Annotated in this window: 24 protein-coding genes; 14 read left to right on the top strand and 10 right to left on the bottom strand. The window is 59.5% G+C overall.

Annotated features, from left to right (window positions below):
• Window positions 1-29: 29 nt before the first annotated feature.
• The 4 genes from EQV96_RS06750 to gatC all read right to left on the bottom strand — a co-directional run bounded on the left by EQV96_RS06750 (window position 30) and on the right by gatC (window position 3,689).
• Entirely contained in the window at window positions 30-401 is a 372-nt protein-coding gene (locus EQV96_RS06750; protein WP_095001121.1) for a septal ring lytic transglycosylase RlpA family protein, read from the bottom strand.
• A gap of 77 nt (window positions 402-478) precedes the next feature.
• Window positions 479-1,924 carry an Asp-tRNA(Asn)/Glu-tRNA(Gln) amidotransferase subunit GatB gene (gatB, locus tag EQV96_RS06755; protein WP_240881662.1) on the bottom strand — a complete coding sequence of 482 codons (1,446 nt, stop codon included), beginning with the start codon at window positions 1,922-1,924 and terminating at the stop codon, window positions 479-481.
• 10 nt (window positions 1,925-1,934) lie between these two features.
• Window positions 1,935-3,386: an Asp-tRNA(Asn)/Glu-tRNA(Gln) amidotransferase subunit GatA gene (gatA, locus tag EQV96_RS06760; RefSeq protein WP_095001123.1), complete on the bottom strand. Its 1,452-nt coding sequence runs from the start codon at window positions 3,384-3,386 to the stop codon at window positions 1,935-1,937.
• Between the two features lie 15 nt (window positions 3,387-3,401).
• Window positions 3,402-3,689 (bottom strand): Asp-tRNA(Asn)/Glu-tRNA(Gln) amidotransferase subunit GatC, encoded by a 288-nt coding sequence (gene gatC / locus EQV96_RS06765; RefSeq protein ID WP_016781778.1) that lies wholly within the window; start codon window positions 3,687-3,689, stop codon window positions 3,402-3,404.
• A 210-nt stretch (window positions 3,690-3,899) separates the two neighbouring features.
• Here gatC and mreB point away from each other — a divergent pair, with 210 nt between their 5' ends.
• From mreB to tldD, 8 genes are all read left to right on the top strand, one after another.
• Window positions 3,900-4,937: a rod shape-determining protein MreB gene (mreB, locus tag EQV96_RS06770; protein ID WP_002555108.1), complete on the top strand. Its 1,038-nt coding sequence runs from the start codon at window positions 3,900-3,902 to the stop codon at window positions 4,935-4,937.
• Between the two features lie 143 nt (window positions 4,938-5,080).
• A complete protein-coding gene (gene mreC, locus EQV96_RS06775) occupies window positions 5,081-6,151 on the top strand; it encodes a rod shape-determining protein MreC (RefSeq protein WP_095001124.1) in 1,071 nt (356 codons plus the stop codon).
• Window positions 6,152-6,640: a rod shape-determining protein MreD gene (gene mreD, locus EQV96_RS06780; protein WP_095001125.1), complete on the top strand. Its 489-nt coding sequence runs from the start codon at window positions 6,152-6,154 to the stop codon at window positions 6,638-6,640.
• A 51-nt stretch (window positions 6,641-6,691) separates the two neighbouring features.
• Complete coding sequence (locus EQV96_RS06785; RefSeq protein WP_095018244.1) at window positions 6,692-7,297, top strand: Maf family protein; 606 nt, start codon at window positions 6,692-6,694, stop codon at window positions 7,295-7,297.
• 56 nt (window positions 7,298-7,353) lie between these two features.
• Complete coding sequence (gene rng, locus EQV96_RS06790) at window positions 7,354-8,811, top strand: ribonuclease G (RefSeq protein WP_095001127.1); 1,458 nt, start codon at window positions 7,354-7,356, stop codon at window positions 8,809-8,811.
• Window positions 8,812-8,886: 75 nt separating this feature from the next.
• Window positions 8,887-12,699 carry a YhdP family protein gene (locus tag EQV96_RS06795; protein ID WP_095001128.1) on the top strand — a complete coding sequence of 1,271 codons (3,813 nt, stop codon included), beginning with the start codon at window positions 8,887-8,889 and terminating at the stop codon, window positions 12,697-12,699.
• Window positions 12,700-12,708: 9 nt separating this feature from the next.
• Window positions 12,709-13,536 (top strand): carbon-nitrogen hydrolase family protein, encoded by an 828-nt coding sequence (locus tag EQV96_RS06800; protein WP_095001129.1) that lies wholly within the window; start codon window positions 12,709-12,711, stop codon window positions 13,534-13,536.
• A gap of 155 nt (window positions 13,537-13,691) precedes the next feature.
• Entirely contained in the window at window positions 13,692-15,134 is a 1,443-nt protein-coding gene (tldD, locus tag EQV96_RS06805; RefSeq protein ID WP_240881668.1) for a metalloprotease TldD, read from the top strand.
• A 47-nt stretch (window positions 15,135-15,181) separates the two neighbouring features.
• On the opposite strand, the gene yjgA is transcribed toward tldD, so the two are convergent.
• On the bottom strand, window positions 15,182-15,703 hold the full coding sequence (yjgA, locus tag EQV96_RS06810; protein WP_016781786.1) for a ribosome biogenesis factor YjgA: 522 nt from the start codon (window positions 15,701-15,703) through the stop codon (window positions 15,182-15,184).
• Window positions 15,704-15,810: 107 nt separating this feature from the next.
• Here yjgA and pmbA point away from each other — a divergent pair, with 107 nt between their 5' ends.
• From pmbA to EQV96_RS06840, 6 genes are all read left to right on the top strand, one after another.
• Window positions 15,811-17,157, top strand: coding sequence for a metalloprotease PmbA (pmbA, locus tag EQV96_RS06815; RefSeq protein ID WP_095018242.1), 1,347 nt, complete (start codon window positions 15,811-15,813; stop codon window positions 17,155-17,157).
• Between the two features lie 141 nt (window positions 17,158-17,298).
• Window positions 17,299-17,694, top strand: coding sequence for a FagA protein (locus EQV96_RS06820; RefSeq protein ID WP_095001132.1), 396 nt, complete (start codon window positions 17,299-17,301; stop codon window positions 17,692-17,694).
• Window positions 17,687-19,063: a class II fumarate hydratase gene (locus tag EQV96_RS06825; RefSeq protein ID WP_095018241.1), complete on the top strand. Its 1,377-nt coding sequence runs from the start codon at window positions 17,687-17,689 to the stop codon at window positions 19,061-19,063. The genes EQV96_RS06820 and EQV96_RS06825 overlap by 8 nt, the downstream gene beginning before the upstream one ends.
• A 27-nt stretch (window positions 19,064-19,090) precedes the next feature.
• Entirely contained in the window at window positions 19,091-19,540 is a 450-nt protein-coding gene (locus EQV96_RS06830) for a hypothetical protein (protein ID WP_095001134.1), read from the top strand.
• A gap of 1 nt (window position 19,541) precedes the next feature.
• Entirely contained in the window at window positions 19,542-20,153 is a 612-nt protein-coding gene (locus EQV96_RS06835; RefSeq protein WP_095001135.1) for a superoxide dismutase, read from the top strand.
• A 26-nt stretch (window positions 20,154-20,179) separates the two neighbouring features.
• Window positions 20,180-21,073, top strand: a complete 894-nt coding sequence (locus EQV96_RS06840) for a ZIP family metal transporter (RefSeq protein WP_095001136.1) — start codon at window positions 20,180-20,182, stop codon at window positions 21,071-21,073.
• 133 nt (window positions 21,074-21,206) lie between these two features.
• On the opposite strand, the gene EQV96_RS06845 is transcribed toward EQV96_RS06840, so the two are convergent.
• From EQV96_RS06845 to EQV96_RS06865, 5 genes are all read right to left on the bottom strand, one after another.
• Entirely contained in the window at window positions 21,207-21,479 is a 273-nt protein-coding gene (locus EQV96_RS06845) for an HPr family phosphocarrier protein (protein WP_095001137.1), read from the bottom strand.
• Window positions 21,480-21,494: 15 nt separating this feature from the next.
• Window positions 21,495-22,352 (bottom strand): RNase adapter RapZ, encoded by an 858-nt coding sequence (gene rapZ / locus EQV96_RS06850; RefSeq protein WP_019825031.1) that lies wholly within the window; start codon window positions 22,350-22,352, stop codon window positions 21,495-21,497.
• A gap of 2 nt (window positions 22,353-22,354) precedes the next feature.
• Entirely contained in the window at window positions 22,355-22,819 is a 465-nt protein-coding gene (gene ptsN / locus EQV96_RS06855) for a PTS IIA-like nitrogen regulatory protein PtsN (RefSeq protein ID WP_095001138.1), read from the bottom strand.
• A gap of 12 nt (window positions 22,820-22,831) precedes the next feature.
• Complete coding sequence (raiA, locus tag EQV96_RS06860; protein WP_016781796.1) at window positions 22,832-23,140, bottom strand: ribosome-associated translation inhibitor RaiA; 309 nt, start codon at window positions 23,138-23,140, stop codon at window positions 22,832-22,834.
• Window positions 23,141-23,215: 75 nt separating this feature from the next.
• Complete coding sequence (locus EQV96_RS06865; RefSeq protein ID WP_095001139.1) at window positions 23,216-24,709, bottom strand: RNA polymerase factor sigma-54; 1,494 nt, start codon at window positions 24,707-24,709, stop codon at window positions 23,216-23,218.
• Window positions 24,710-24,896: the final 187 nt, after the last annotated feature.

Consider the following 24,896-nt stretch of genomic DNA (forward strand, 5'->3'; position numbering starts at 1 on the left):
GCTCAAGCCGAAAATAGTGACCCCCTCGCTTAGTTGCTCAAGCCCTGGACCCGGACTTTAGCCGTGCCACTGCGCAGCATATCCAACTGCCTGGCGGCCTGGCGTGAAAGATCGATCAAGCGGCTGCGCGTATGCGGGCCGCGGTCATTGATGCGTACTACGACGGATTTGTCGTTGCTCAAGTTGGTGACCAGTACCCGCGTCCCGAAAGGCAGGGCGGGATGGGCAGCGGTAAGGGCATTTTGGTCGAAAGGTTCACCGCTGGCGGTTCGCTTGCCGTGGTGGCGAGCGCCGTAATAGGAGGCAATGCCGGTTTTGTCATAGCCGCGGGGGTCTATGTCATGGCTGGCACAGCCGGCGAGCAAGCTGAGCAGGGCGCAGGCGCCGAGTAGCTGCTTCATGGGGGAATCCTTCTGTTGCGGGAAATAACCACAAAAATCTGTGGGAGCGGGCAAGCCCGCTCCCACAGTTGAGTGGCTTAGCCTTCGAGTTTGCTTTTCAGCAGCTCGTTGACCTGTTGCGGGTTTGCTTTGCCTTTGGACGCTTTCATCGCCTGGCCGACAAAGAAACCGAACATCTTGCCGCGCTTGGCTTCATCTGCCGCACGGTATTGCTCGACCTGCTCTGCGTTGGCCGCCAGCATTTCGTCCAGCACCTTTTCAATGGCGCCGCTGTCGGTGACTTGCTTGAGACCGCGCTTTTCGATGACCTCGTCAGCGCTGCCCTCGCCATTGGCCATTGCTTCAAGCACCACTTTGGCAATCTTGCCGGAGATGGTGTTGTCCTTGATGCGCTGCAGCATGCCGCCCAGCTGTTCGGCGCTTACCGGTGACTGGTCGATGTCCAGGCCTTGCTTGTTAAGCAGGCTGCCCAGCTCAACCATGACCCAGTTGGCCGCCAGCTTGGCGTCGCTGCTGATGCTCACGACTTTTTCGAAGTAGTCAGCTTGTTCGCGGCTCGAAGCCAAAACGCTGGCGTCGTAGGCCGACAGACCGAACTGCGACTGGAAGCGCTCGCGCTTTTGCGGTGGCAGTTCTGGCAGGGTGGCGCGAACCTGTTCGATAAACGCATCTTCGATCACCACCGGCAGCAGGTCGGGATCGGGGAAGTAACGGTAGTCGTTGGCTTCCTCCTTGCTGCGCATGGCGCGGGTTTCGTCCTTGTTCGGGTCATACAGGCGGGTTTGCTGGATAACCTTGCCGCCGTCTTCGATCAGCTCGATCTGGCGCTGGATTTCGCTGTTGATCGCCTTCTCGATAAAGCGGAACGAGTTGACGTTCTTGATCTCGCAGCGGGTGCCGAACTCGGCCTGACCCACCGGGCGCACCGATACGTTGCAGTCGCAACGCAGCGAGCCTTCGGCCATGTTGCCGTCGCAGATACCCAGGTAACGTACCAGGGCGTGCATGGCTTTGACGTAGGCCACGGCCTCTTTGGCGCTGCGCATGTCCGGTTCGGAAACGATTTCCAGCAGCGGTGTGCCCGCGCGGTTCAGGTCGATGCCGGTGGAGCCGCTGAAGTCTTCGTGCAGGCTTTTGCCGGCGTCTTCTTCAAGGTGCGCGCGGGTAATGCCGACCCGCTTGACGGTGCCGTCTTCCAGAGTGATGTCCAGGTGACCCTTGCCGACGATCGGCAACTCCATCTGGCTGATCTGGTAGCCCTTGGGCAGGTCGGGGTAGAAATAGTTCTTGCGGGCAAACACGTTGTGCTGACCGATCTCGGCATCTACTGCCACGCCGAACATGACGGCCATGCGCACGGCCTCCTGGTTCAGTACCGGCAATACGCCGGGCATGCCCAGGTCTACCAGGCTGGCCTGGGTGTTCGGTTCTGCACCAAAGGTGGTGGCACTACCGGAGAAAATCTTCGATTGGGTGGCGAGCTGGGAGTGAATTTCCAGCCCGATCACAACTTCCCATTGCATATGTTTCTCCTCAGAAGCCGGCAGGTGAGCGCGTGTGCCAGTCAGTGTTCAACTGATACTGGTGGGCGACGTTGAGCAGGCGACCTTCCTGGAAATAAGGTGCAAGCAACTGCACGCCCACTGGCAAGCCATCGACAAAACCGGCTGGCATCGACAGGCCCGGCAGGCCCGCGAGGTTGGCGGTGATGGTGTAGACGTCTTCCAGGTAGGCGGAAACCGGGTCGCTGTTTTTAGCGCCGATTTTCCAGGCCGGGTTAGGCGTGGTCGGGCCGAGGATGATGTCGACTTCGTTGAATGCCGCCATGAAGTCGTTTTTGATCAGGCGACGGATTTTTTGCGCCTGCAGGTAGTAAGCGTCGTAGTAGCCCGCCGACAGGGCGTAGGCCCCCACCAGGATCCGGCGCTGTACTTCCGGGCCAAAGCCCTCGGCGCGCGAGCGCTTGTACAGGTCAGTGAGGTCCTTGGGGTTTTCGCAGCGATGGCCGAAGCGCACACCGTCAAAACGCGACAGGTTGGACGAGGCCTCGGCAGGTGCGATGACGTAGTACGCAGGAATCGCGTGCTGCATGTTCGGCAGGCTGATCGGCTTGATCACGGCGCCGAGTTTTTCCAGTTCCTTGATGCTGTTGTGGATCAGCTCGGCGATACGCGTGTCGAGGCCTTCGCTGAAGAACTCTTTAGGCACGCCGATACGCAGGCCTTTCAGCGAACCATTGAGGTTGGCGCTGAAGTCCGGTACGGGTTCGTCAATGCTGGTGGAGTCTTGCGGGTCGAAACCGGCCATGCCTTGCAGCAGGATGGCGCAGTCTTCGGCCGTGCGAGCCAGCGGGCCGGCCTGGTCGAGGCTGGAGGCGTAGGCGATCATGCCCCAGCGCGAAACGCGACCGTACGTCGGTTTCAGGCCTGTGAGGTTGGTCAGGGCTGCCGGCTGTCGGATAGATCCTCCAGTGTCGGTCCCCGTCGCGGCAGGCAACAGGCGGGCGGCAACGGCGGCGGCCGAACCACCCGACGAACCGCCGGGTACGTGGTCAAGGTTCCACGGGTTTTTGACCGCGCCGTAGTAGCTCGATTCGTTGGCCGAACCCATGGCGAACTCGTCCATGTTGGTCTTGCCCAGGCTTACGGCGCCGGCAGCGGCCAGCTTGGCTACCACTGTGGCGTCGTACGGTGCCTTGAAGTTGTCGAGCATCTTCGAGGCGCAGCTGGTGCGTACGCCCAGGGTGCAGAACAGGTCCTTGTGAGCGATCGGGGCGCCCAGCAGGGCACCGCTTTCACCGTTGGCGCGACGTGCGTCAGCGGCCTTGGCCTGCTCCAGGGCAAGGTCTTCGGTGAGGGTGATAAAACTGTTGAGCTGAGGATCGAGCTGGGCGATACGCGCCAGCAGGGTCTTGGTCAGCTCTTCGGAAGAAAACTTTTTATCGGCGAGTCCGCGGGCGATCTCGGCCAGAGTCAATTGATGCATGCAGGCGCTTTCCCTTTACTCGATGACTTTCGGAACCAGATAGAGGCCGTTTTCGACCGCTGGTGCGATGGACTGATACGCCTCGCGATGATTGCTCTCAGTCACGACGTCTGCACGCAGGCGCTGGCTGGCTTCCAGTGGGTGGGCCAGAGGCTCGATACCGGTCGTGTCGACGGCCTGCATCTGATCAATCAGCCCCAAAATGCTGTTAAGGGCTTCGGTGGTGCGTGGAATATCGGCATCATTGAGGCCAAGACGGGCCAAATGTGCGATTTTTTCCACGTCGGAGCGGTCTAGCGCCATGGGATTCTCCAGTGGAAAACAGGACGGATGCTATCCGTGTGTTAGATTGTCGGAACACTACCGCATTTCTACGGTCATATGGCCGCGATTGTGGGTGTTGGTGCTCAGAAAAGCGCCCAATTTAACATATTGGCGCCTTGCCCAAAATCCCTGTCGTTGTTAGAGTTTGCCGCACTTTTTTACCCACGCGTTGCCTAGGGTCCCTTTCCCATGTTCAAGAAACTGCGTGGCATGTTTTCCAGCGATCTTTCCATCGACCTGGGCACTGCCAACACCCTTATTTACGTGCGCGAGCGCGGTATTGTCCTGAATGAGCCATCAGTTGTGGCTATTCGGACACACGGTAACCAGAAAAGTGTCGTTGCTGTCGGCACCGAGGCCAAGCGCATGCTTGGCCGTACACCGGGCAACATTGCTGCCATTCGTCCGATGAAGGACGGCGTTATCGCCGATTTCAGCGTTTGCGAAAAAATGCTGCAGTACTTCATCAACAAGGTGCATGAAAACAGTTTCCTGCAGCCTAGCCCGCGAGTCTTGATTTGCGTGCCTTGCAAATCGACTCAGGTAGAGCGTCGCGCCATTCGTGAATCGGCACTCGGTGCCGGTGCCCGTGAAGTGTTCCTGATCGAAGAACCAATGGCTGCGGCCATCGGTGCAGGCCTGCCGGTTGAAGAAGCTCGTGGCTCGATGGTTGTCGATATCGGTGGCGGTACCACTGAAATCGCGCTGATCTCCCTGAACGGTGTGGTTTACGCCGAATCCGTACGGGTAGGTGGCGACCGTTTCGACGAAGCAATCATCACCTATGTGCGCCGTAACTACGGCAGCCTGATCGGTGAATCGACTGCCGAGCGCATCAAGCAGGAAATCGGCACTGCCTACCCGGGTGGTGAAGTACGTGAAGTCGACGTACGCGGCCGTAACCTGGCAGAGGGCGTACCACGTGCCTTCACCCTGAACTCCAATGAAGTGCTCGAGGCTCTGCAAGAGTCGCTGGCAACCATCGTTCAGGCCGTGAAAAGCGCGCTGGAACAGTCTCCGCCAGAGCTGGCTTCGGACATCGCCGAGCGTGGCCTGGTACTGACCGGTGGTGGCGCCTTGCTGCGTGACCTCGACAAGTTGCTGGCTCAGGAAACCGGTCTGCCGGTGATTGTTGCCGAAGACCCGTTGACCTGTGTTGCGCGTGGCGGTGGTCGTGCGCTGGAAATGATGGATAAACACACGATGGACCTGCTCTCCAGCGAATAAGATCGCGTGGTGCAGCCCTTTCGTTATCATCAGAAGGTAGCACTTTGCAGTGCTGCCTTTTGGCGTTTATCTTCTGTCAATCTTCATCCAGGCCGCTTGAAGCCGTATGAATAAATTGAACACCTGCCCGGGAGGAGCGGCTTATTAAACCGCTCTTTTCCAAAGGCCCCTCATTGGGCGTGCGCTTTCTGGTGCTGGTCGTGCTATCGGTCGCGCTAATGGTAGTGGACGCTCGCTTTACGTTACTCAAGCCTGTGCGCAGCCAGATGTCTCTGGTACTGATGCAGTCCTACTGGATCACCGATCTGCCGCAGCGTTTGTGGCAGGGCGTGGCCAGTCAGTTCGGCAGCCGCACTGAGCTGGTGGCTGAAAACGAGAAACTCAAAACCGAAAACCTTCTGCTTCAGGGGCGCATGCAAAAGCTGGCGGCCTTGACCGAGCAGAACGTTCGCCTGCGCGAGTTGCTCAACTCTTCGGCGCTGGTCAACGAAAAGGTCGAAGTGGCCGAGCTGATCGGCATGGACCCCAACCCCTTCACTCATCGCATCATCATCAACAAGGGTGAACGTGACGGCGTTGTGCTGGGCCAGCCGGTACTCGATGCCCGCGGTCTGATGGGGCAGGTGGTTGAGTTGATGCCTTACACCTCGCGTGTCCTGTTGCTGACCGATACCACCCATAGCATTCCAGTACAGGTCAACCGTAACGGGTTGCGGGCGATTGCCAGCGGTACGGGCAACCCCGAGAGCCTTGAACTGCGTCATGTTGCCGACACGGCGGATATCAAGGTGGGTGACCTGTTGGTCAGCTCGGGCCTGGGGCAGCGCTTCCCGGCCGGTTATCCGGTGGCAACGGTAAAGGAGGTGATTCACGATTCGGGTCAGCCCTTTGCCATTGTGCGGGCCGTGCCGACGGCAGCCCTGAATCGCAGCCGTTACCTGCTGCTGGTGTTCAGTGACAGCCGTACCCCTGAAGAGCGGGCCAACGATGCGGCCAAGGCTCAGCAGGCTGAACAAAACGGTGAACCGCCGCCGATCATTCCGGCGACGGTGCCCAAGCCGGTTGCGCCTGCAGCGGCCGTTATCCCGGCGGCTGTGGCTCCAGCTCCGGCGGCTGTTGCCGAGCCCAAGACCGTGAAAAAACCTGCGCCCGCTGCAACCCCTGCCGCCAAGCCGCCAGCCGCCGTGCCGGCCACTACCCGGGAGAGGCAATAAATGGCGAGTACCCGTTCGCGTAACGGCTGGATCATCTGGCTGACATTTGCCATTGGCCTGTTGCTCAGTATTTCACCCATGCCCCAGTTCATGGAAATCCTGCGCCCGCTCTGGCTGGCATTGCTACTGGCTTTCTGGGCCTTGTACATGCCGCACAAAGTGGGCATGGTCACCGCGTTTTGCCTGGGGTTGGCGGAGGATGTGCTGTATGGCACGTTGCTGGGGCAGAACGCCCTGACCCTGACCCTGATTACCTTTCTGGTGCTGTCCCTTCAGCAGCGCTTGCGGGTGTTCCCGATGTGGCAGCAATGCCTGGTGCTTCTGGTTGTGTTCGGCCTGGCGCAGCTTGCCCAACTGTGGCTCAGTGCGTTGACCGGCAATCGCCAGCCAACGCTGGCGCTGGTGTTGCCGGGTGTGGTCAGTGCCCTGCTGTGGCCCTGGGTCAGTTACGGGCTGCGCGGGCTGTGCAGACGCTTCAAAATCAATTAACCGGATACGAGCCATTTCCTGGTTTGTGCACCTCGACAGGGAGATGTCTTGATGACCTCGCTTTATCTGGCCTCTGGCTCACCGCGCCGACGCGAGTTGTTGACTCAGATCGGCGTGCCGTTTGAAACGGTCAGCGCAGCCATTGACGAAACTCCCCTCCCGAATGAATCCCCTGTGGCCTATGTCGAGCGCCTGGCGCGCGAAAAGGCCCAGGCCGGGCGCCAACAACTGCTGACGACCATGCCGGACGCTGCGTTTTGCGTACTGGGGGCTGACACGGCCGTGGTGCTCGATGAACACATTCTCGGTAAACCGGTCGACGAGGCCGACGCCTTGGCTATGCTCATGGCGCTGTCTGGCCGGGAGCATGAGGTGTTGACCGCGATCGCGATTATTGACGCCGGGCGCTGTGAAACCCGAGTGGTACGCAGTCAGGTACGCTTTAGAAACATCAGCAAACAAGAAGCCAGCCTGTATTGGGCCAGCGGTGAACCCCTGGACAAAGCCGGTGGCTACGCCATTCAGGGCTTGGCTGCGGTGTTTGTGGCGGGCTTGAATGGCAGTTATTCCGCCGTCGTGGGCCTGCCTGTGTGCGAAACCGCAGAACTGCTCGGGCATTTCGGCATACCCTGTTGGCAAAACCTTACCGTGCGCTGAATACGGCACCTACGAGACGTGGCACTACTGTGATGACGCCTGAACGAGACCCAGCCATGAGTGAAGAGATCCTGATCAACATCACGCCGATGGAATCGCGCGTGGCAGTGGTAGAGAACGGTGTTCTGCAAGAGGTGCATGTCGAGCGTACCCAGCGCCGGGGCATTGTCGGTAATATCTACAAAGGCAAGATTGTCAGGGTTTTGCCCGGCATGCAGGCTGCCTTTGTGGATATCGGTCTGGATCGTGCTGCTTTTATTCATGCCTCCGAAATTTCCCTGCGTGAAGGCCAGGCCGTTGAAAGCATCGGTACGCTGGTGCATGAAGGCCAGAGCCTGGTGGTGCAAGTCACCAAAGACCCGATAGGTTCAAAAGGTGCGCGCCTGACGACTCAACTGTCGATACCCTCGCGCTACCTGGTGTATATGCCGCGCACTGCCCATGTCGGCATTTCGCTGAAGATCGAAGACGAAGCCGAGCGCGAACGCCTTAAACAGGTGGTCAGTGATTGCGTGGCCCAGGAAGGCATCAAGGAAGCCGGCGGGTTTATCCTGCGTACGGCGGCCGAAGGTGCCGGGGCGGATGAGATCCTGATGGATATTCGCTACCTGCGTCGTTTGTGGGACCAGATCGGTGCCCAGATCAAGACGGTTGGCGCGCCGACGGTGATCTACGAAGACCTGGGCCTGGCGCTGCGTACATTGCGTGATCTGGTCAGCCCCAAGATCGAGAAAATTCGCATCGATTCGCGGGAAACCTTTCAGAGGACCACGCAATTTGTTGCCGAACTGATGCCGGAAATCGCCGACCGCCTTGAGCACTACCCGGGCGAACGGCCGATTTTCGATTTGTACGGCGTTGAAGACGAAATCCAGAAGGCTCTGGACCGCAAGGTACCGCTCAAGTCCGGCGGTTATCTGGTGGTCGACCCGGCTGAGGCCATGACCACCATCGACGTCAACACCGGCGCGTTTGTGGGGCATCGCAACCTTGAGGAAACCATCTTCAAGACCAACCTCGAAGCGGCTACCGCGATTGCCCGGCAACTGCGCCTGCGCAACCTGGGCGGGATCATCATCATCGACTTTATCGACATGGAAGATGAAGAGCACCAGCGCCAGGTGATACGCACCCTGGAAAAACAGCTGGAGCGTGATCACGCCAAGACCAACATCATCGGCATTACCGAGTTGGGTCTGGTGCAGATGACCCGCAAACGTACGCGCGAGAGCCTGGAGCAAGTGTTGTGCGAGCCGTGCGTGTGCTGCCAGGGCCGGGGAAAGTTGAAAACCCCCGAAACCATCTGCTATGAAATCTTCCGTGAGATCCTGCGAGAGGCCCGGGCTTATCAAGCGACCGGCTATCGTGTGCTGGCCAACCAGAAAGTGGTGGATCGTTTGCTGGACGAAGAGTCAGGCAATGTCGCGGAGCTGGAAGGGTTTATCGGTCGCACGATTCGTTTTCAGGTCGAAACCATGTACTCCCAGGAACAATACGACGTGGTGCTGCTCTGAAGTATCTAGCGTCACATAGCGTCGAAAAGGGGCTGAAACCGGCCCCTACGATCATTATTTAAGGGGCCACCTGACATGGAGCGTCTGACACGCTTTTTTGCCGCGCTGACCCGTTGGGGGCTGGGCGCGTGCGCTCTGGTTTTGGTCCTGACGGCGTTGTACGTCAGTATCGGCCGTGAATTGACCCCCCTGATCGCCGAATACCGCGTTGAAGTGCAGAGCAAAGCCCGCGAAGCGCTGGGCATGCCATTGACCATTGGCAGCCTGGAAGGAAGCTGGAGCGGCATGGCGCCGGTATTGAAGGCCCACGACGTCATGGTCGGTGAGGGCAACAGCGCCCTGCGTCTGGATGAAGTGCAGGTGGTGCCCGATGTGTGGGCCAGCCTGTTGAACCGTGATATCCGTATTGGTCACGTGCAGCTCAATGGTCTGCAACTGAGCTTGCGCCAGGATGAACACGGCCACTGGGCACTCGAAGGGCTGCCGGTGCAGGATGACCAGCCGCTTGACCCTGAACAGTTGCTCAATCAGCTGCAACGCGTGGCGCGGTTGTCGGTGCTCGACAGCCAGGTGACCCTGGAACCCTACAAACAATCCCCGCTGACCCTGACTTATGTCGGGCTGACGCTGGACGTCGGCGCGTCGGACCAGCGTCTTGATGCGCGGCTGACCTTGCCCGATGGCCAGCCCGTGGCGCTGAGCCTCAGCACACAGGTTCAGGCCAGCCACTGGCGTGACGGTGCGGCCCAGGCCTATGTGAGCCTGCCGCAAAGTGATTGGGCCAAGTGGCTGCCGGCCACGCTGATCGCACCGTGGAAAGTCTCCGAGCTCAAGGCTGGAGGCGAGTTCTGGTTCAACTGGAGCCAGGGCTCGGTACAGAGCGCGGTGGCGCGCCTGAATGCGACCCGGTTCAGTGGTGCCTATGCCGATCGCAAACCCGAGACCATCGAGAACCTGGCGCTGCATGCCTGGGCTGAGCGCGGCAAACAGGGTTTCAGGGTGGTGCTCGACTCACTGGCCATGAACCTGGGCAAGACCCGTTGGGAAACCCGTCTGCAACTGCAGCAGTTCGCGGCCACCGACAAGGAGCAGGAGCGTTGGCACCTGCAGGCCGACCGCCTGGACCTGACCCCGATCACGCCGCTGATGGACTCACTGGCCCCCGTGCCGGAAGCCGTCGCCAAAGTCATCGATCAATTGAGCGTTACCGGCACCTTGCGCAATGTGCTGGCTGATTATCGACCAGCAGCCACGGACGATCAAAAAATCAGCTTTGCGGCCAATCTGGAGCAGGTCGGCTTCAATGCCACCCACGGCGCTCCGGCGGCGCGCAATGTCAGTGGCCTGATCAGCGGCGACCTGGGCAAGGGCGAACTGCGCCTGGACAGCAAAGACTTCATGCTGCACCTCGACCCGATCTTCGCCAAGCCCTGGCAATACCTGCAAGCCAATGCCCTGCTGACCTGGACCCTGAACAAGGACAGCTTCACCCTGATTGCGCCCTACATCAAAGTGCTGGGGGAAGAGGGCAATATCGCGGCCGACTTTTTGATCCGCATTCACCTTGACCATTCCCAGGAAGATTACATGGACCTGCGGGTGGGCCTGACAGATGGCGACGGTCGTTTTACCCCCAAGTACCTGCCTGAAGTACTGAGTCCGGCGCTTTCGGAGTGGCTGAGCACGGCGATTATCAAAGGCGCAGTCGAAGAGGGCTTCTTCCAGTATCAAGGTTCGCTGAGCCATGACGCCGTTGCGGCGGCGCGCAATATCAGCCTGTTTTTCAAGGTGCATGGCGCAGAACTGGCGTTCCAGCCTGGCTGGCCCCATGTGCGTAACGTGTCGGGCGATGTGTTTATTGAAGATAGCGGTGTGCGGATCATGGCCAGCAAAGGTCAGCTACTCGACACCCGTGTGCGTAACGTGGCTGTCAGCATCCCGCATGTGCCTGCCGGCAAGGTCAGCCATCTGTTTCTGGATGGCGACTTTGAGGGCGGGCTGGGGGACGGTCTGAAAATTCTTCAGGAAGCACCGATAGGTACCGCAGAAACGTTCGCTGGCTGGCAGGGTGAAGGTTCGCTGAAGGGCCGTGTTGATCTGGACATCCCGCTGGAACAGGGCGTGGAGCCAAAAATCCTGGTGGACTTCAATGTCGACAAGGCGCGCCTGAAAATCAGCGAACCCGAGCTTGAACTGACCCAGCTCAAGGGTGACCTGCGCTTTGACAGTGCCAAGGGCCTGAGCGGCAAGGGCATCAGCGCCCGGGCGTTCGATCGCCCGATCACCGCGCAGATCTTTGCCGACGGCAAGCCTGGCCGCATCAGCACCCGGGTGGTGGCCAGCGGTCAGGTGGGGGTGAAAAAACTCACGGACTGGCTCAAGTTCAATCAACCGATCCCGGTAAGCGGTGACTTGCCCTATCAGTTGCAACTGACCCTGGACGGTGCCGACAGCCAGTTACGCGTCAGCTCCAGCCTCAAGGGCGCGGTGGTGGATTTGCCGGCACCCTTCGGGCTGGCGGCCAATGAAAGCCGCAACAGCGTGTTTCGCATGACTCTGCAAGGGGCCGAGCGGCGGTACTGGTTTGACTACGGCGACCTGGTCAACCTGACCTTTGCTGCCCCCAATGGCAAGTTTGAAGACGGGCGTGGCGAGTTGTTCCTGGGCGATGGCAAACCCGTTTTGCCCACGACCAAGGGCCTGCGCATTCGCGGCGTGCTGTCGGAGCTGGACGTCGCCCCCTGGCAGGCGCTGGTCGAACGATATGCCGGCAATGACCCCGGCGGCAGCGCCAAGCAACTGCTCAGCAGTGCGGACTTTAAAGTCGGCAAGTTGATTGCCTTCGGCACCCAATTGGATCAGGTGCGCCTGGTCATGAAGCGCGTCGCCGCCTCCTGGGCGCTGCAAATCGACAGCAAGCAGGCCATCGGCGCCGTGACCCTACCGGATGCGAACAACGCGCCGATTGTGGTCAACATGCAGACCATTCGCCTGCCTGCGCCTGATCCCAAGACGGTGGCAGACGAGAATGCCCCCGACCCGCTGGCTGCGGTCGACCCGCGCAAAATACCGGCCCTGGACATCATTATTCGCCAGCTCTACCAGGGGGCGGACCTGCTTGGTGCCTGGTCACTCAACATTCGACCCAACAGCCGTGGCATCAGCCTTACCAGTCTCAACCTGGGGCTCAAGGGCATGCTGCTAGAAGGTTCGGGCGGCTGGGAAGGCGTGGCGGGTAACAGCAAAAGCTGGTACCAGGGGCGCCTGGGTGGCGGCAACCTGGCCACGGTGCTGAAGAACTGGGGCTTTGCCCCCAGCGTCACCAGCGACAACTTTCATGTGGACATCGATGGCAACTGGCCCGGTTCGCCAGCGTGGATTGGTCTCAAGCGTTTCTCCGGCACACTGGACGCCTCGCTCAACAAGGGGCAGTTTGTGGAAGTCGACGGCAGCGCCCAGGTGCTGCGCATTTTTGGCTTGCTCAACTTCAACGCCATTGGCCGCCGTCTGCGCCTGGACTTCTCCGACCTGTTCGGCAAGGGCCTGAGCTATGACCGGGTCAAGGGCGTGCTCAATGCCCGCAGCGGCGTGTACAGCACAGGCAAGCCGATCCTGATGACCGGGCCGTCCACCAATCTGGAACTTAACGGTACATTGAACATGGTCACCGACCGGGTCGACGCCAAGCTGCTGGTGACCTTGCCCGTGACCAATAACCTGCCCCTTGCAGCGCTGTTGGTGGGCGGGCCGGCAGCGGGCGGGGCGATGTTCCTGCTCAACAAGCTGATCGGTGATCAGGTGTCGCGCTTCGCCAGCGTGCAATACAGCATTCAAGGGCCGTGGAACGATCCGAAGATCACTTTCGACAAGCCTTTCGAGAAACACTAGGAGCGCAGCATGACCCTGGCAGTGATTCAAATGGTCAGCCAGAGCGATGTCCTGGCCAATCTGGCCCAGGCCCGTCGCCTGCTGGAGGAGGCTGCCCAAGGCGGTGCGCAACTGGCCGTGTTGCCCGAGAACTTTGCCGCGATGGGCCGTCGCGATACTGCCGCCATCGGCCGCGCCGAGGCCTTGGGCGAGGGCCCGATCCTGCCCTGGTTGAAACAGACCGCCCGCGACCTCAAGTTATGGGTAGTGGCTGGTACTTTGCCTCTGCCCCCCGAGGGGCAGCCTGAAGCCAAGGTCAATGCTTGTTCATTGCTGATCAACGCCGAGGGCGAGCAAGCGGCCCGTTACGACAAATTGCACTTGTTTGATGTGGATGTGTCTGACAACCGTGGCCGCTATCGCGAGTCTGATGACTATGCCCGGGGCAAGCGTGTGGTGGTGGTTGATACCCCGGTCGGCAAGCTGGGCCTGAGCGTATGTTATGACCTGCGCTTCCCGGAGCTGTACAGTGAGCTGCGCACTGCGGGCGCTGAACTGATTACCGCGCCCTCGGCCTTTACCGCTGTCACGGGTGCGGCCCATTGGGAGATACTGATACGCGCCCGCGCCATTGAAACCCAGTGCTATATCCTTGCAGCGGCCCAGGGCGGCGTGCATCCGGGCCCGCGAGAAACCTGGGGGCATGCAGCCATTATCGATCCCTGGGGGCGGGTGCTGGCCGAGCAGGCGCAGGGCGAGGGGGTGTTGCTGGCCCGCCGCGATGCGCTTGAGCAGGCGGATATCAGGGCGCGCATGCCGGTGGTGAGCCATCGGCGGTTCAACGCCCATCTAATTTAAGTGGGAGCGGGCTTGCTCGCGATGCAGGCGACAGGGTGTAACCGTTGCCCCGCATCGATGCCATCGCGAGCAAGCCCGCTCCCACAGAACAGATTTTTCAGGCCCGAGGGTTCAGCACTTAAAGATGCTGAAGCAGGGGCCAAGACGGAGTGATTATGAGCGAGTTGTTGACCTCAGTCAGCGAACACCTGTTGGCACCCGGAGGTGTCACCATCGAAAGCCTGCAAAGCGTATTGGGCGACCTGGCCGGGCCGGGTATCGACGCGGCAGACCTGTATTTCCAGGGCCAGATTTCCGAATCCTGGGCGCTGGAAGACGGCATCGTCAAAGAAGGCAGCTTTAACCTCGACCAGGGTGTAGGTGTTCGCGCCCAGTCTGGCGAGAAGACCGGCTTTGCCTACAGCAATGCCATTACCCTGGACGCATTGGGTCAGGCCGCCCGCGCCGCCCGTTCGATCTCCCGTGCCGGGCAAAACGGCACGGTGCAGGCGTTCACCACTCAGGACGTGGCTCAGCTGTATGGCCCGGACAACCCGCTGGAAGTCATCAGCCTCGCAGAAAAGGTCGAGCTGCTCAAGCGTGTCGATGCCGCCACCCGCGCCCTCGATCCGCGTATCCAGCAAGTCACCGTGAGCATGGCCGGGGTCTGGGAGCGGATTCTGGTGGCCTCCACCGATGGCGGGCTGGCGGCAGATATCCGGCCGCTGGTGCGTTTCAACGTCAGCGTCATCGTTGAGCAGAATGGCCGTCGCGAGCGCGGCGGTCATGGTGGTGGCGGGCGTACCGACTACCGCTATTTCCTCACTGACGATCGTGCCATGGGTTACGCCCGTGAAGCGTTGCGCCAGGCCCTGGTCAACCTCGAAGCGGTACCGGCTCCGGCAGGCACCATGCCGGTGGTTCTGGGCTCGGGTTGGTCCGGCGTACTGTTGCATGAAGCGGTGGGTCACGGTCTGGAAGGGGACTTCAACCGCAAGGGCAGTTCTGCCTACAGCGGACGCATGGGCGAAATGGTTGCTTCCAAACTGTGCACCATCGTCGATGACGGTACCCTGGCGGGCCGCCGTGGCTCGCTGAGCGTGGATGACGAAGGCACCCCGACCGAGTGCACCACCCTGATTGAAAACGGCGTGCTCAAGGGCTATATGCAGGACAAGCTCAATGCCCGTCTGATGGGCGTGGCGCGCACCGGCAACGGCCGTCGCGAATCCTATGCGCACTTGCCGATGCCGCGCATGACCAACACCTACATGCTGGGCGGCGAAAGCGATCCTGCCGAAATCATCGCTTCGGTGAAAAAGGGCATCTACTGCGCCAATCTGGGTGGTGGTCAGGTCGATATCACCAGCGGCAAGTTTGTGTTCTCCACCAGCGAAGCCTATCTGATTGAAGACGGCAAAATCACTCGCCCAGTCAAAGGCGCGACCCTGATTGGCAACGGGCCGGAAGCAATGAGCAAGGTGTCGATGGTCGGTAACGATCTGTCGCTGGACAGCGGCGTAGGCACGTGTGGCAAGGATGGGCAGTCGGTGCCGGTAGGTGTCGGCCAGCCAACCCTGAAGATTGACGCGATCACTGTAGGCGGTACGGGCGGTTGAGGGGAGGTCCCGTGAAGGTTGCCAGGCAACCTTCACGGGTACGAGGCTTAACGCAGACCGCGTTGAGTCTCGTCCAACCCACGGATGTACTTGAACAATTTGCGGCTTGAAGCCGGTGCCTTGTTATGAGCCAGCTCGTGTTTGGCCTGACGTATCACCGAACGCATTTGCTGGCGGTCGGCTTCAGGGAACTCGGCAACAAACTTTTCCAGTACAGCGTCATCACCCTCGATCAGGCGATCACGCCAGCGCTCGAGGTTGTGAAAACGTTCGTTGTACTGGCGAGAAGAGGCATCGACTTGATCGATCAAGGCAAGAATTTCGTCAAGCGGTTGATCGCGCATCAGTTTGCCGATGAACATCATATGGCGCTTGCGCGCAATATGAGCCGTGTGTTTTGGAGCATCTGCCAAAGCCTTACGCATAGCGTCAGTCAGGGGCATTTTGTTCAGCAAGTCAGGCTTGAGTGTCGTGAGACGCTCGCCCAGATCAACCAGAGCATGAAGCTCGCGTTTGACCTGCGATTTGCTTTTTTCGCCGTCGAAGGCGTCGTCGTAAGAATCAACCATGGTGGCAGTCCGCAAAGAAACGCCGCCATGATAACCAGTCGGGGGCCGCTTGTCCGGCCCGGTCGCTCGGCGGCCCTGCCGAAAACAGAATTTGAGTGGAGAAAACCATGAGTGCAGTTCAAAGCGTCGGCCCGCAGGCCTTGCCGGCACTGCAGGAACAGGTCGAGCAAATCATCGCCGAAGCCAGGCGCCAGGGTGCCAGCGCCTGTGAAGTCGCCGTGTCGCTGGAGCAGGGGTTGTCGACCTCGGTACGTCAGCGCGAAGTTGAAACCGTAGAGTTCAACCGTGACCAGGGTTTTGGCATCACCCTCTATGTAGGCCAGCGCAAAGGCTCGGCCAGCACCTCGGCCACCGGCCCGGATGCCATCCGCGAAACCGTCGCCGCCGCCCTGGCGATTGCCAAACATACCTCGGAAGACGAAAGCTCGGGTTTGGCCGATGCCAGCCTGATGGCGCGTGAACTGAAAGACTTTGATGTGTTCCACACCTGGGATATCACCCCCGAGCAGGCCATTGAAAAGGCCCTGGCCTGCGAAGCCGCTGCATTTGAGGCCGACAGCCGGATCAAAAATGCCGATGGCACCACCCTCAGCACCCATCAGGGCTGCCGCGTGTACGGCAATAGCCATGGTTTTATCGGCGGCTCGGCTTCGACCCGTCACAGCCTCAGCTGCGTAATGATTGCCGAAGGCGACGGCCAGATGCAGCGTGACTACTGGTATGACGTCAATTGCCAGGGCGAGTTGTTGATGGACGCCGTGAGCATTGGCCAGCGCGCTGCCGAGCGCGCTGCCCGGCGACTGGGCTCGCGCCCGGTACCGACGTGCGAGGTGCCGGTGCTGTTCTCGGCCGAACTGGCTGGCGGCCTGTTTGGCAGTTTCCTGGGGGCAATCTCGGGTGGCAACCTGTACCGTAAATCGTCGTTCCTGCTCGATGCAATGGGGCAGCAGATTTTCCCTGAATGGTTGACCCTGGATGAGCGCCCGCACCTGATGCGCGCCATGGGCAGCTCGTCGTTCGACAATGATGGCCTGGCCACTTACGCCAAACCGTTTATCAAGGACGGCGAGTTGGTTTCGTACATCCTGAGCACTTACTCGGGGCGCAAACTGGGCATGCCGAGCACTGCCAACGCCGGCGGCGTGCATAACCTCTTTGTGACACACGGTGATGAAGACCAGGCAGCCTTGATTCGCAAAATGGGGCGTGGTCTGTTTGTCACCGAGTTAATGGGCAGCGGCCTGAACATGGTCACCGGTGACTATTCCCGTGGCGCGGCGGGTTTCTGGGTCGAGAATGGCGAAATCCAGTTCCCGGTGCAGGAAGTGACCATCGCCGGCAATATGCGCGACATGTTTAAACAGATCGTGGCCGTGGGCAACGATCTGGAACTGCGCAGCAACATCCGCACCGGTTCGGTGCTGATTGAACGCATGATGGTGGCGGGCAGCTAAGACTGGCCTGTTCCATGCCAAGGCGTATCACTGCAGCGGTGATACGCCTTTTTTGTGTTTGTGCATCCTGTCCTTTAGCAGACTTGTTTTGATAATCAATATCGCTTAATAATGAATCTCATTATCGAGTGAGCCTGGGTCATGAGTTCTGCGTTGCGTGAAGGGCCGTATCTAGAAAGCTGGCGCTGGATGAGCCGCCAGATCCGCTGCGGGCTGGCGCCGGACGAGCCGCGCCTGATCGAGCATTACCTGGCTGAAGGCCGCTATCTTGCTGGCTGTACAGCCACTTCCCCGTGGTTGATTGCGGTCACCACCTTCCGCCTGATGCTAGACACAGCCACTGACACCGCGCTGCCGTGGCACTGGCGCAATCTGTGCCTGGACAACGCGTGGCGTCCGCTGCGCGACCTCGAAACCCAAGCCCTGTGCAATTGCCGACTCAAGCGCTGGCAAAGCTTTGCCTGGCAGTTGGCAACCTGCGAGCTCGAACCTTCAATTTCTTTAACAGAACTGGTGCAAGGATTTCCCGATGAGTAACACTCGTATCGAACGTGACAGCATGGGTGAGTTGCGTGTGCCTGAATCCGCGTTGTACGGTGCGCAAACCCAGCGTGCAGTCGACAATTTCCCCATCAGCCATCAACGCATGCCTGCGCAATTCATTCGCGCCCTGATCCTGGCCAAGGGCGCAGCGGCCCTGGCCAACGTTGAACTCAAGCAGATCAGCGCGGCCCAGGGCGAGGCGATTGTCGAGGCCACCCAGATCCTGTTGACCGGTGATTTCATGGAGCACTTCCCGGTGGATATTTTCCAGACCGGTTCGGGCACCAGCTCCAACATGAATGCCAACGAAGTGATTGCAACCCTGGCCACGCGGCTGCTGGGCGAGCCGGTGAACCCCAACGATCACGTCAACTGCGGGCAAAGCAGTAACGACATTATCCCGACCACCATCCATGTCAGCGCTGCACTGGGCCTGCACGAGCAGTTGCTGCCGGCGCTGAGCCATCTGGTGCAGGTTATCGAGCGCAAGGCGATCGAGGTTCACGCCTACGTCAAAACCGGGCGCACCCACTTGATGGACGCGATGCCGGTACGCATGAGCCAGGTGCTCAATGGCTGGGCGCAGCAGCTCAAGGCCAATATCGAGCATTTGCATAACCTGCAGCCAGCTCTGCAAGCCCTGGCCCAGGGCGGTACCGCGGTGGGCACCGGGATTAACGCCCACCCGCAGTTTGCTGCGTTATTCAGTCAGCAACTCAGCGAGCTGACCGGGGTGGCCTTCACGCCGGGCAAGGACCTGTTTGCCTTGATTGGTTCGCAAGACACCGCAGTGGCTGTTTCTGGTCAGTTGAAGGCCACGGCAGTGTCACTGATGAAAATCGCCAACGACCTGCGCTGGATGAACTCCGGCCCCCTGGCCGGTCTGGGCGAAATCGAACTTGAGGCGTTACAGCCGGGCTCGTCGATCATGCCGGGCAAGGTCAATCCGGTGATTCCGGAAGCGACGGCGATGGTCGCGGCCCAGGTCATCGGCAACGACGCGGCGATCACCGTGGCAGGTCAGTCCGGCAATTTCGAACTGAACGTCATGCTGCCGGTGATTGCGCACAACCTGTTGAGCAGCATCGAACTCATGGCCAACTCAAGCCGCCTGTTGGCTGACAAGGCCATCGCCAGCTTCAAGGTCAATGAAGCCAAGCTCAAGGAGGCGCTGTCGCGCAATCCGATCCTGGTAACGGCACTGAACCCGATCATCGGTTATCAAAAAGCCGCCGAAATTGCCAAGACCGCTTACCAGCAAGGGCGCCCGGTAATCGATGTGGCACTTGAATACACGGATTTGTCACGCAGCCAGCTTGAGGTCCTTCTCGACCCCGAGAAACTCACCGCCGGCGGCGTTTAATCCATCGACACTGCTTTGGAGGTTCACATGGATCACTGGAAACGCACGATCGAAAGAGCCAACCGCTGTTTCGCCGAAGGCGAACTGGTCGATGCCCGCGAGCATTATCTGCAGGCGCTGGCCCTGGCCCAGGTGCTGTTCGAGCGCTGGAGTGATGCCGACGAAGCAGTGGCCGCCTGCGTCATTTCACACCACAACCTGGCGGATCTGCATTTGCGCCTCAATCAACCGGAGGAGAGCGTGGAGTACCTCTGTGCGATTCATCAGCGATTGTTGCAAACCATGCAGAACGCGCGCCTGCCGACAGCATTGCGTGAAGCGGCGCTGCGTCAGAGCAGCAAGACCTACGTAGAGCTTTTGAATTTTATCAGTGAGTACGGCGAGTACCCGCGCTCCAACCTGTTGCTCAAAAGCAATGTGGCTCAGAGCAGCCATGAGTTCTCGACAGTTAGCGGCCATCACTTAGGAGCACATTGAAATGACTTACACCTTGCCTGCATTGCCTTATGCCTATGACGCGCTTGAACCGCATATTGATGCGCAAACCATGGAAATTCACTACACCAAGCATCACCAGACCTACATCAATAACCTCAATGCGGCCGTAGAGGGCACCGAATGGGCCAAGTGGCCGGTGGAAAAACTGGTGGCCAGTGTTCATCAGTTGCCCGAAAAGCTGCGCGCTGCAGTGATCAACCAGGGTGGCGGGCATGCCAACCACTCGTTGTTCTGGGAAGTCATGAGCCCTAAAGGCGGGGGTAAGCCCGAAGGTGCGCTGGCCAAGGCGATTGACGAGCAGTTGGGTGGTCTGGAGGCGTTCAAGGAAAACTTTACCAAAGCCGCGCTGACGCGTTTTGGCAGTGGCTGGGCATGGTTGAGCGTGACCCCGCAAAAAACGCTGGTAATCGAAAGCAGCGGCAACCAGGACAGCCCGCTGATGAACGGCAATACGCCGATCCTGGGGCTTGATGTGTGGGAGCACGCGTATTACCTGCGCTATCAAAACCGCCGCCCGGAGTATATCAACGCGTTTTACAACGTGATCAACTGGCCGGAAGTGGCGCGACGCTATCAAGCGGCGATTGGCTAAGCGCAACGAAAGGATTCAGGCGGATTATGGGCACGCAAATTTTAGCGGTCGGTGGCGTTCGAATGTTTCGCTATGCCTTCGGTACGCTTTTGCTGTTGGCGGGTACGGCCCTGTTGGTTGCCAAGGGGCTGGTCTGGCTGGATCTGGAGCCCCGGCTGCTGCGGGCGCTGCAGGGCGGTGCGTTGTGTGCACTGGGCACGGCGTTAGGCGCCGTGCCTGTCCTGGTTATTCGAAAAATGCCGGTGGCGGTCAGTGACACTCTGCTGGGCTTTGGGGCCGGTGTGATGCTGGCGGCCACGGCCTTTTCGCTGATTGTGCCGGGCATTGCGGCAGCGCAAAGCCTGGGGTTGTCACCCTGGCCCGCCAGCGGGCTTATAAGTGCAGGGATCCTGCTGGGCGCATTCTGCCTGTTTCTGGTGGATCGCAAGGTGTCCGGGGCCGGTCCGGAGGTATTTGTCAGTCGCCCCGGTGAGCCGGTCATCGCGCCGCGCATCTGGTTGTTTGTGATTGCCATTGTGGCGCACAACATTCCTGAAGGCATGGCGGTCGGGGTGTCGGCGGGTGGCGGCATGCCGGATGCCGATAGCCTGGCGATGGGCATTGCGTTGCAGGATGTGCCGGAAGGCCTGGTAATTGCCCTTGTATTGGCAGGGGCGGGCATGTCGCGGGTCAAGGCGTTCCTGATTGGTGCGGCATCAGGTCTGGTTGAGCCGGTCTTTGCGGTGCTCTGCGCATGGCTGGTCAACTTGGCCGAGGTGCTGTTGCCGTTGGGTCTGGCATTGGCGGCCGGGGCGATGCTGCTGGTGGTCACCCAGGAAGTCATCCCCGAGTCGCGGCGCAATGGCCACGAAAAGCTGGCGAGCCTGGGGCTGTGTGTCGGCTTTTGTTTGATGATGGTGATGGATACGGCGCTTGGTTGAATCGATCTCTGCAGATACTCTTTAGTCGATCAATTCCTGCCGTGGGAACGAGCCTGCTCGCGAACAACCTTCGCGAGCAGGCTCGTTCCCACGGTGGCAGTTTTCCTGCCGCTGCGTCGAAAAAGCTTCAGGCTTATTCGCCTTCATCAAAGTAGTTGTTGATCAGGGCAACCAGTGCGTCCAGCGCCTCCTGATCCTTCTCACCTTCGGTCTTGATGTGGATGGTTGTGCCCTTGCCGGCGGCCAGCATCATCATGGCCATGATGCTTTTGCCGTCGACCATCGACTCAGGGGTGCGACCCGCCTGGATCTGACATGGAAACTGCCCTGCGATGCCGACAAACTTTGCCGATGCACGGGCGTGCAAGCCCAGTTTGTTGATGATTTCAATTTCCACTGCAGGCATCGCGGGGTAGATCCTTCAAGTAAGGTCGCGGTGGCGAACCTGGACGTTCTTCAGAGTTTCTTGCAGGCATTTGCCCAGGCGTTCGGTCAGGTACACGGAGCGGTGATGCCCGCCCGTGCAGCCGATTCCGATTGTCACATAGGCGCGGTTGCTGGCTGCAAAGCGCGGTAGCCATTTAAGCAGGTAGCTGGAGATGTCCTGGAACATCTCTTCGACATCAGGTTGCGCCGCCAGATAATCGGCTACCGGCTGGTCCAGCCCTGACTGCTCGCGCAGCTCGGGTTTCCAGTACGGGTTGGGCAGGCAGCGCACGTCAAACACCAGGTCGGCATCCACCGGCATACCGCGCTTGAAACCGAACGACTCCACCAAAAAGGCGGTGCCTGGCTCTGGCTTGTTCAGCAGGCGCAGCTTGATGGTGTCACGTAACTGATACAGATTCAGATTGGTGGTGTTGATGGTCAGGTCAGCAAGGTCGGCAATGGGGCCCAAAAGCTGGGTTTCATCGCGAATGGCTTCGGCAAGGGAGCGGCTCGCGCTGCTGAGCGGGTGGCGCCTGCGGGTTTCCGAGAAGCGCTTGAGCAAGGTTTCTTCGTCGGCATCCAGGTACAGCACGTCGCACTGGATATGCCGGTTACGCACCTCTTCAAGCAACTGCGGAAAACGTGATAAATGACTCGGCAGGTTGCGCGCATCGATCGAAACGGCCACCAGTGGCTGGGCCAGTTCAGTGTGAATCAACGCGCGTTCGGCCAGTTCCGGCAGCAAGCCGGCTGGCAGGTTGTCGATGCAATAGAAACCGTTGTCTTCAAGGACGGCGAGGGCAGTGCTTTTACCGGAGCCGGAGCGTCCGCTGACTATGACTAAGCGCATGATTAATGACCGTTCTGTACGTCCAGAACAACCTGATACAACGCTTCGTTGCTAGGTGCGTTGCGCAGTCTTTCGCGCACGTCTTTGCGATCGAGCATGCTGGCAATCTGCCGGAGCAGTTCCAGGTGTGCATCGGTTGCCGCTTCTGGCACCAGCAAAACGAAAAGCAGGTCGACCGGCGCGCCATCGATGGCGTCGAAATCTATGGGGGCGTCGAGGTGCAGCAAGGCGCTTACAGGCGACTCGCAGCCCTTGAGGCGGCAATGGGGTATGGCGATGCCGTTGCCAAAACCGGTGGAACCCAGTTTTTCACGGGCAATAAGGCTCTCGAAAACATCCTGCATTTCGAGACCAGGCACTTCGCGGCTGATCAGGTTGGCAATATGTTCGAGTGCACGCTTTTTACTGCCGCCCGGCGCGTTCACCAGGGAACGGCCGGGGGTCAGGATACTTTCAAGTCGGATCATGGGTAGGGAGTATTAACGACCGGTCGCGCCCTGGAGCAGGCTTTGGGTCTTTTCCTTATGCTTTTTCAGTTGGCGATCAAGCTTGTCAGTGAGCAGATCGATGGCGGCATACATATCGTCATGCTCGGCGTTGGCAACGACTTCTCCTCCATGGATGTGCAAGGTGGCCTCGATTTTCTGTTTCAGTTTTTCGACCGCCATCGTTACCTGTACGTTGGTAATCTTGTCGAAGTGACGCTCCAGTCGGTCGAGTTTTTCGCCGATGTATGCGCGTAGCGGTTCGGTGACTTCCAGTTGGTGTCCACTGATGTTGACTTGCATACAGTTTCTCCTTTGATGCCATTGCATAAAGCGGCAGGCCGAGCAGCCTGCCACTGAAACGCCGGGGTCCGTGGCTTACATCAAACGCTTGCGTTCGCTCGAAGGCGCTATCCCGAGGGATTCGCGGTACTTGGCGACGGTGCGACGGGCTACCTGAATACCTTGTGCCTCCAGTAAACCAGCGATCTTGCTGTCACTCAACGGCTTTTTCTGATTTTCCGCTGCAACCAGTTTTTTGATGATGGCACGGATCGCGGTGGAGGAGCATTCGCCGCCTTCAGAGGTGCTGACGTGGCTGGAGAAAAAGTATTTAAGTTCATAAATGCCCCGTGGGGTATGCATGAATTTTTGTGTGGTAACCCGGGAAATGGTGGATTCGTGCATGCCCACCGCTTCGGCGATATCGTGCAGTACCAGGGGTTTCATGGCTTCATCGCCATGCTCGAGAAAGCCGCGTTGGTGCTCGACGATCTGGGTCGCCACTTTCATCAGGGTTTCGTTGCGGCTTTGCAGGCTTTTGATAAACCAGCGTGCTTCCTGCAGCTGGTTGCGCATAAAGGTGTTGTCGGCGCTGGTATCGGCTCTGCGTACGAAACCGGCGTATTGCGCGTTCACGCGCAGGCGCGGTACGGACTCCTGGTTAAGCTCGACCAGCCAGCGCTCGTTGTCCTTGCGCACGATCACGTCAGGTACGACGTATTCGGCTTCGCTGGATTCGATTTGCGAACCCGGGCGCGGGTTGAGGCTCTGTACCAGTTCAATGACCTGGCGCAGTTCGTCCTCTTTGAGCTTCATGCGGCGCATCAGCTGGCTGTAGTCGCGTGCGCCCAGCAGGTCGATGTAGTCGGTGACCAGGCGCTTGGCCTCGCTCAGCCAGGGGGTCTTGGCAGGCAGTTGGCGCAATTGCAGGAGCAGGCATTCACCCAGGTTGCGCGCGCCAATGCCAGCCGGTTCGAATTGCTGGATGCGGTGCAGGACGGCTTCGATTTCATCGAGTTCAATGTCCAGTTCCGGATCAAAGGCTTCGAGGATTTCTTCGAGGGTTTCGTCCAGGTAGCCCTGGTTGTTGATGCAGTCGATCAGGGTTACGCCGATCAGACGGTCGGTGTCGGACATCGGAGCCAGGTTCAATTGCCACAGCAGGTGGCTTTGCAGGCTTTCACCGGTCGAGGTGCGGGTGGTGAAGTCCCACTCGTCATCGTCGTTGCTTGGCAGGCTGCTGGCGCTGGTCTGGTAGATGTCTTCCCAGGCAGTGTCCACGGGCAGTTCGTTGGGAATGCGCTCACCCCAGTCACCGTCTTCCAGATTGTCTACGGTCTGGGCAGTTTCCTGGTAGGTGGGCTCTTGAACGTCGGGATTGGGCTTTTGCTCAATGTTATCGGCAAGGGGGTCTGCATTGTCGAAGTCGTCGCCTTCTTCCTGGCGCTCGAGCATGGGGTTGGACTCCAGGGCTTCCTGGATTTCCTGTTGCAGATCGAGGGTCGACAATTGGAGCAGGCGGATGGCCTGTTGCAGCTGAGGTGTCATTGTCAGCTGCTGGCCCATTCTCAGGACTAGCGATGGTTTCATGGCAGGGGCTTAACACCTTATTCGCCGGCGCACATGGCGCCATCCACTACAGGGCGCGTGAGCGCCAAACATAAGCAAATTATATGCCTGAAACCGGTGCGTTTGCCTAGGGGGCGGTCTAAATTAGTTTGCGGGTGGTGAACTGATCGAGAGCACCCCGTTGAATATTCGGGCAATAAAATGCTGG

Origin of the sequence: Pseudomonas sp. TMW22080, from assembly GCF_022496745.1 — a bacterium.
In the GTDB taxonomy this organism is placed as follows: domain Bacteria; phylum Pseudomonadota; class Gammaproteobacteria; order Pseudomonadales; family Pseudomonadaceae; genus Aquipseudomonas; species Aquipseudomonas bubulae.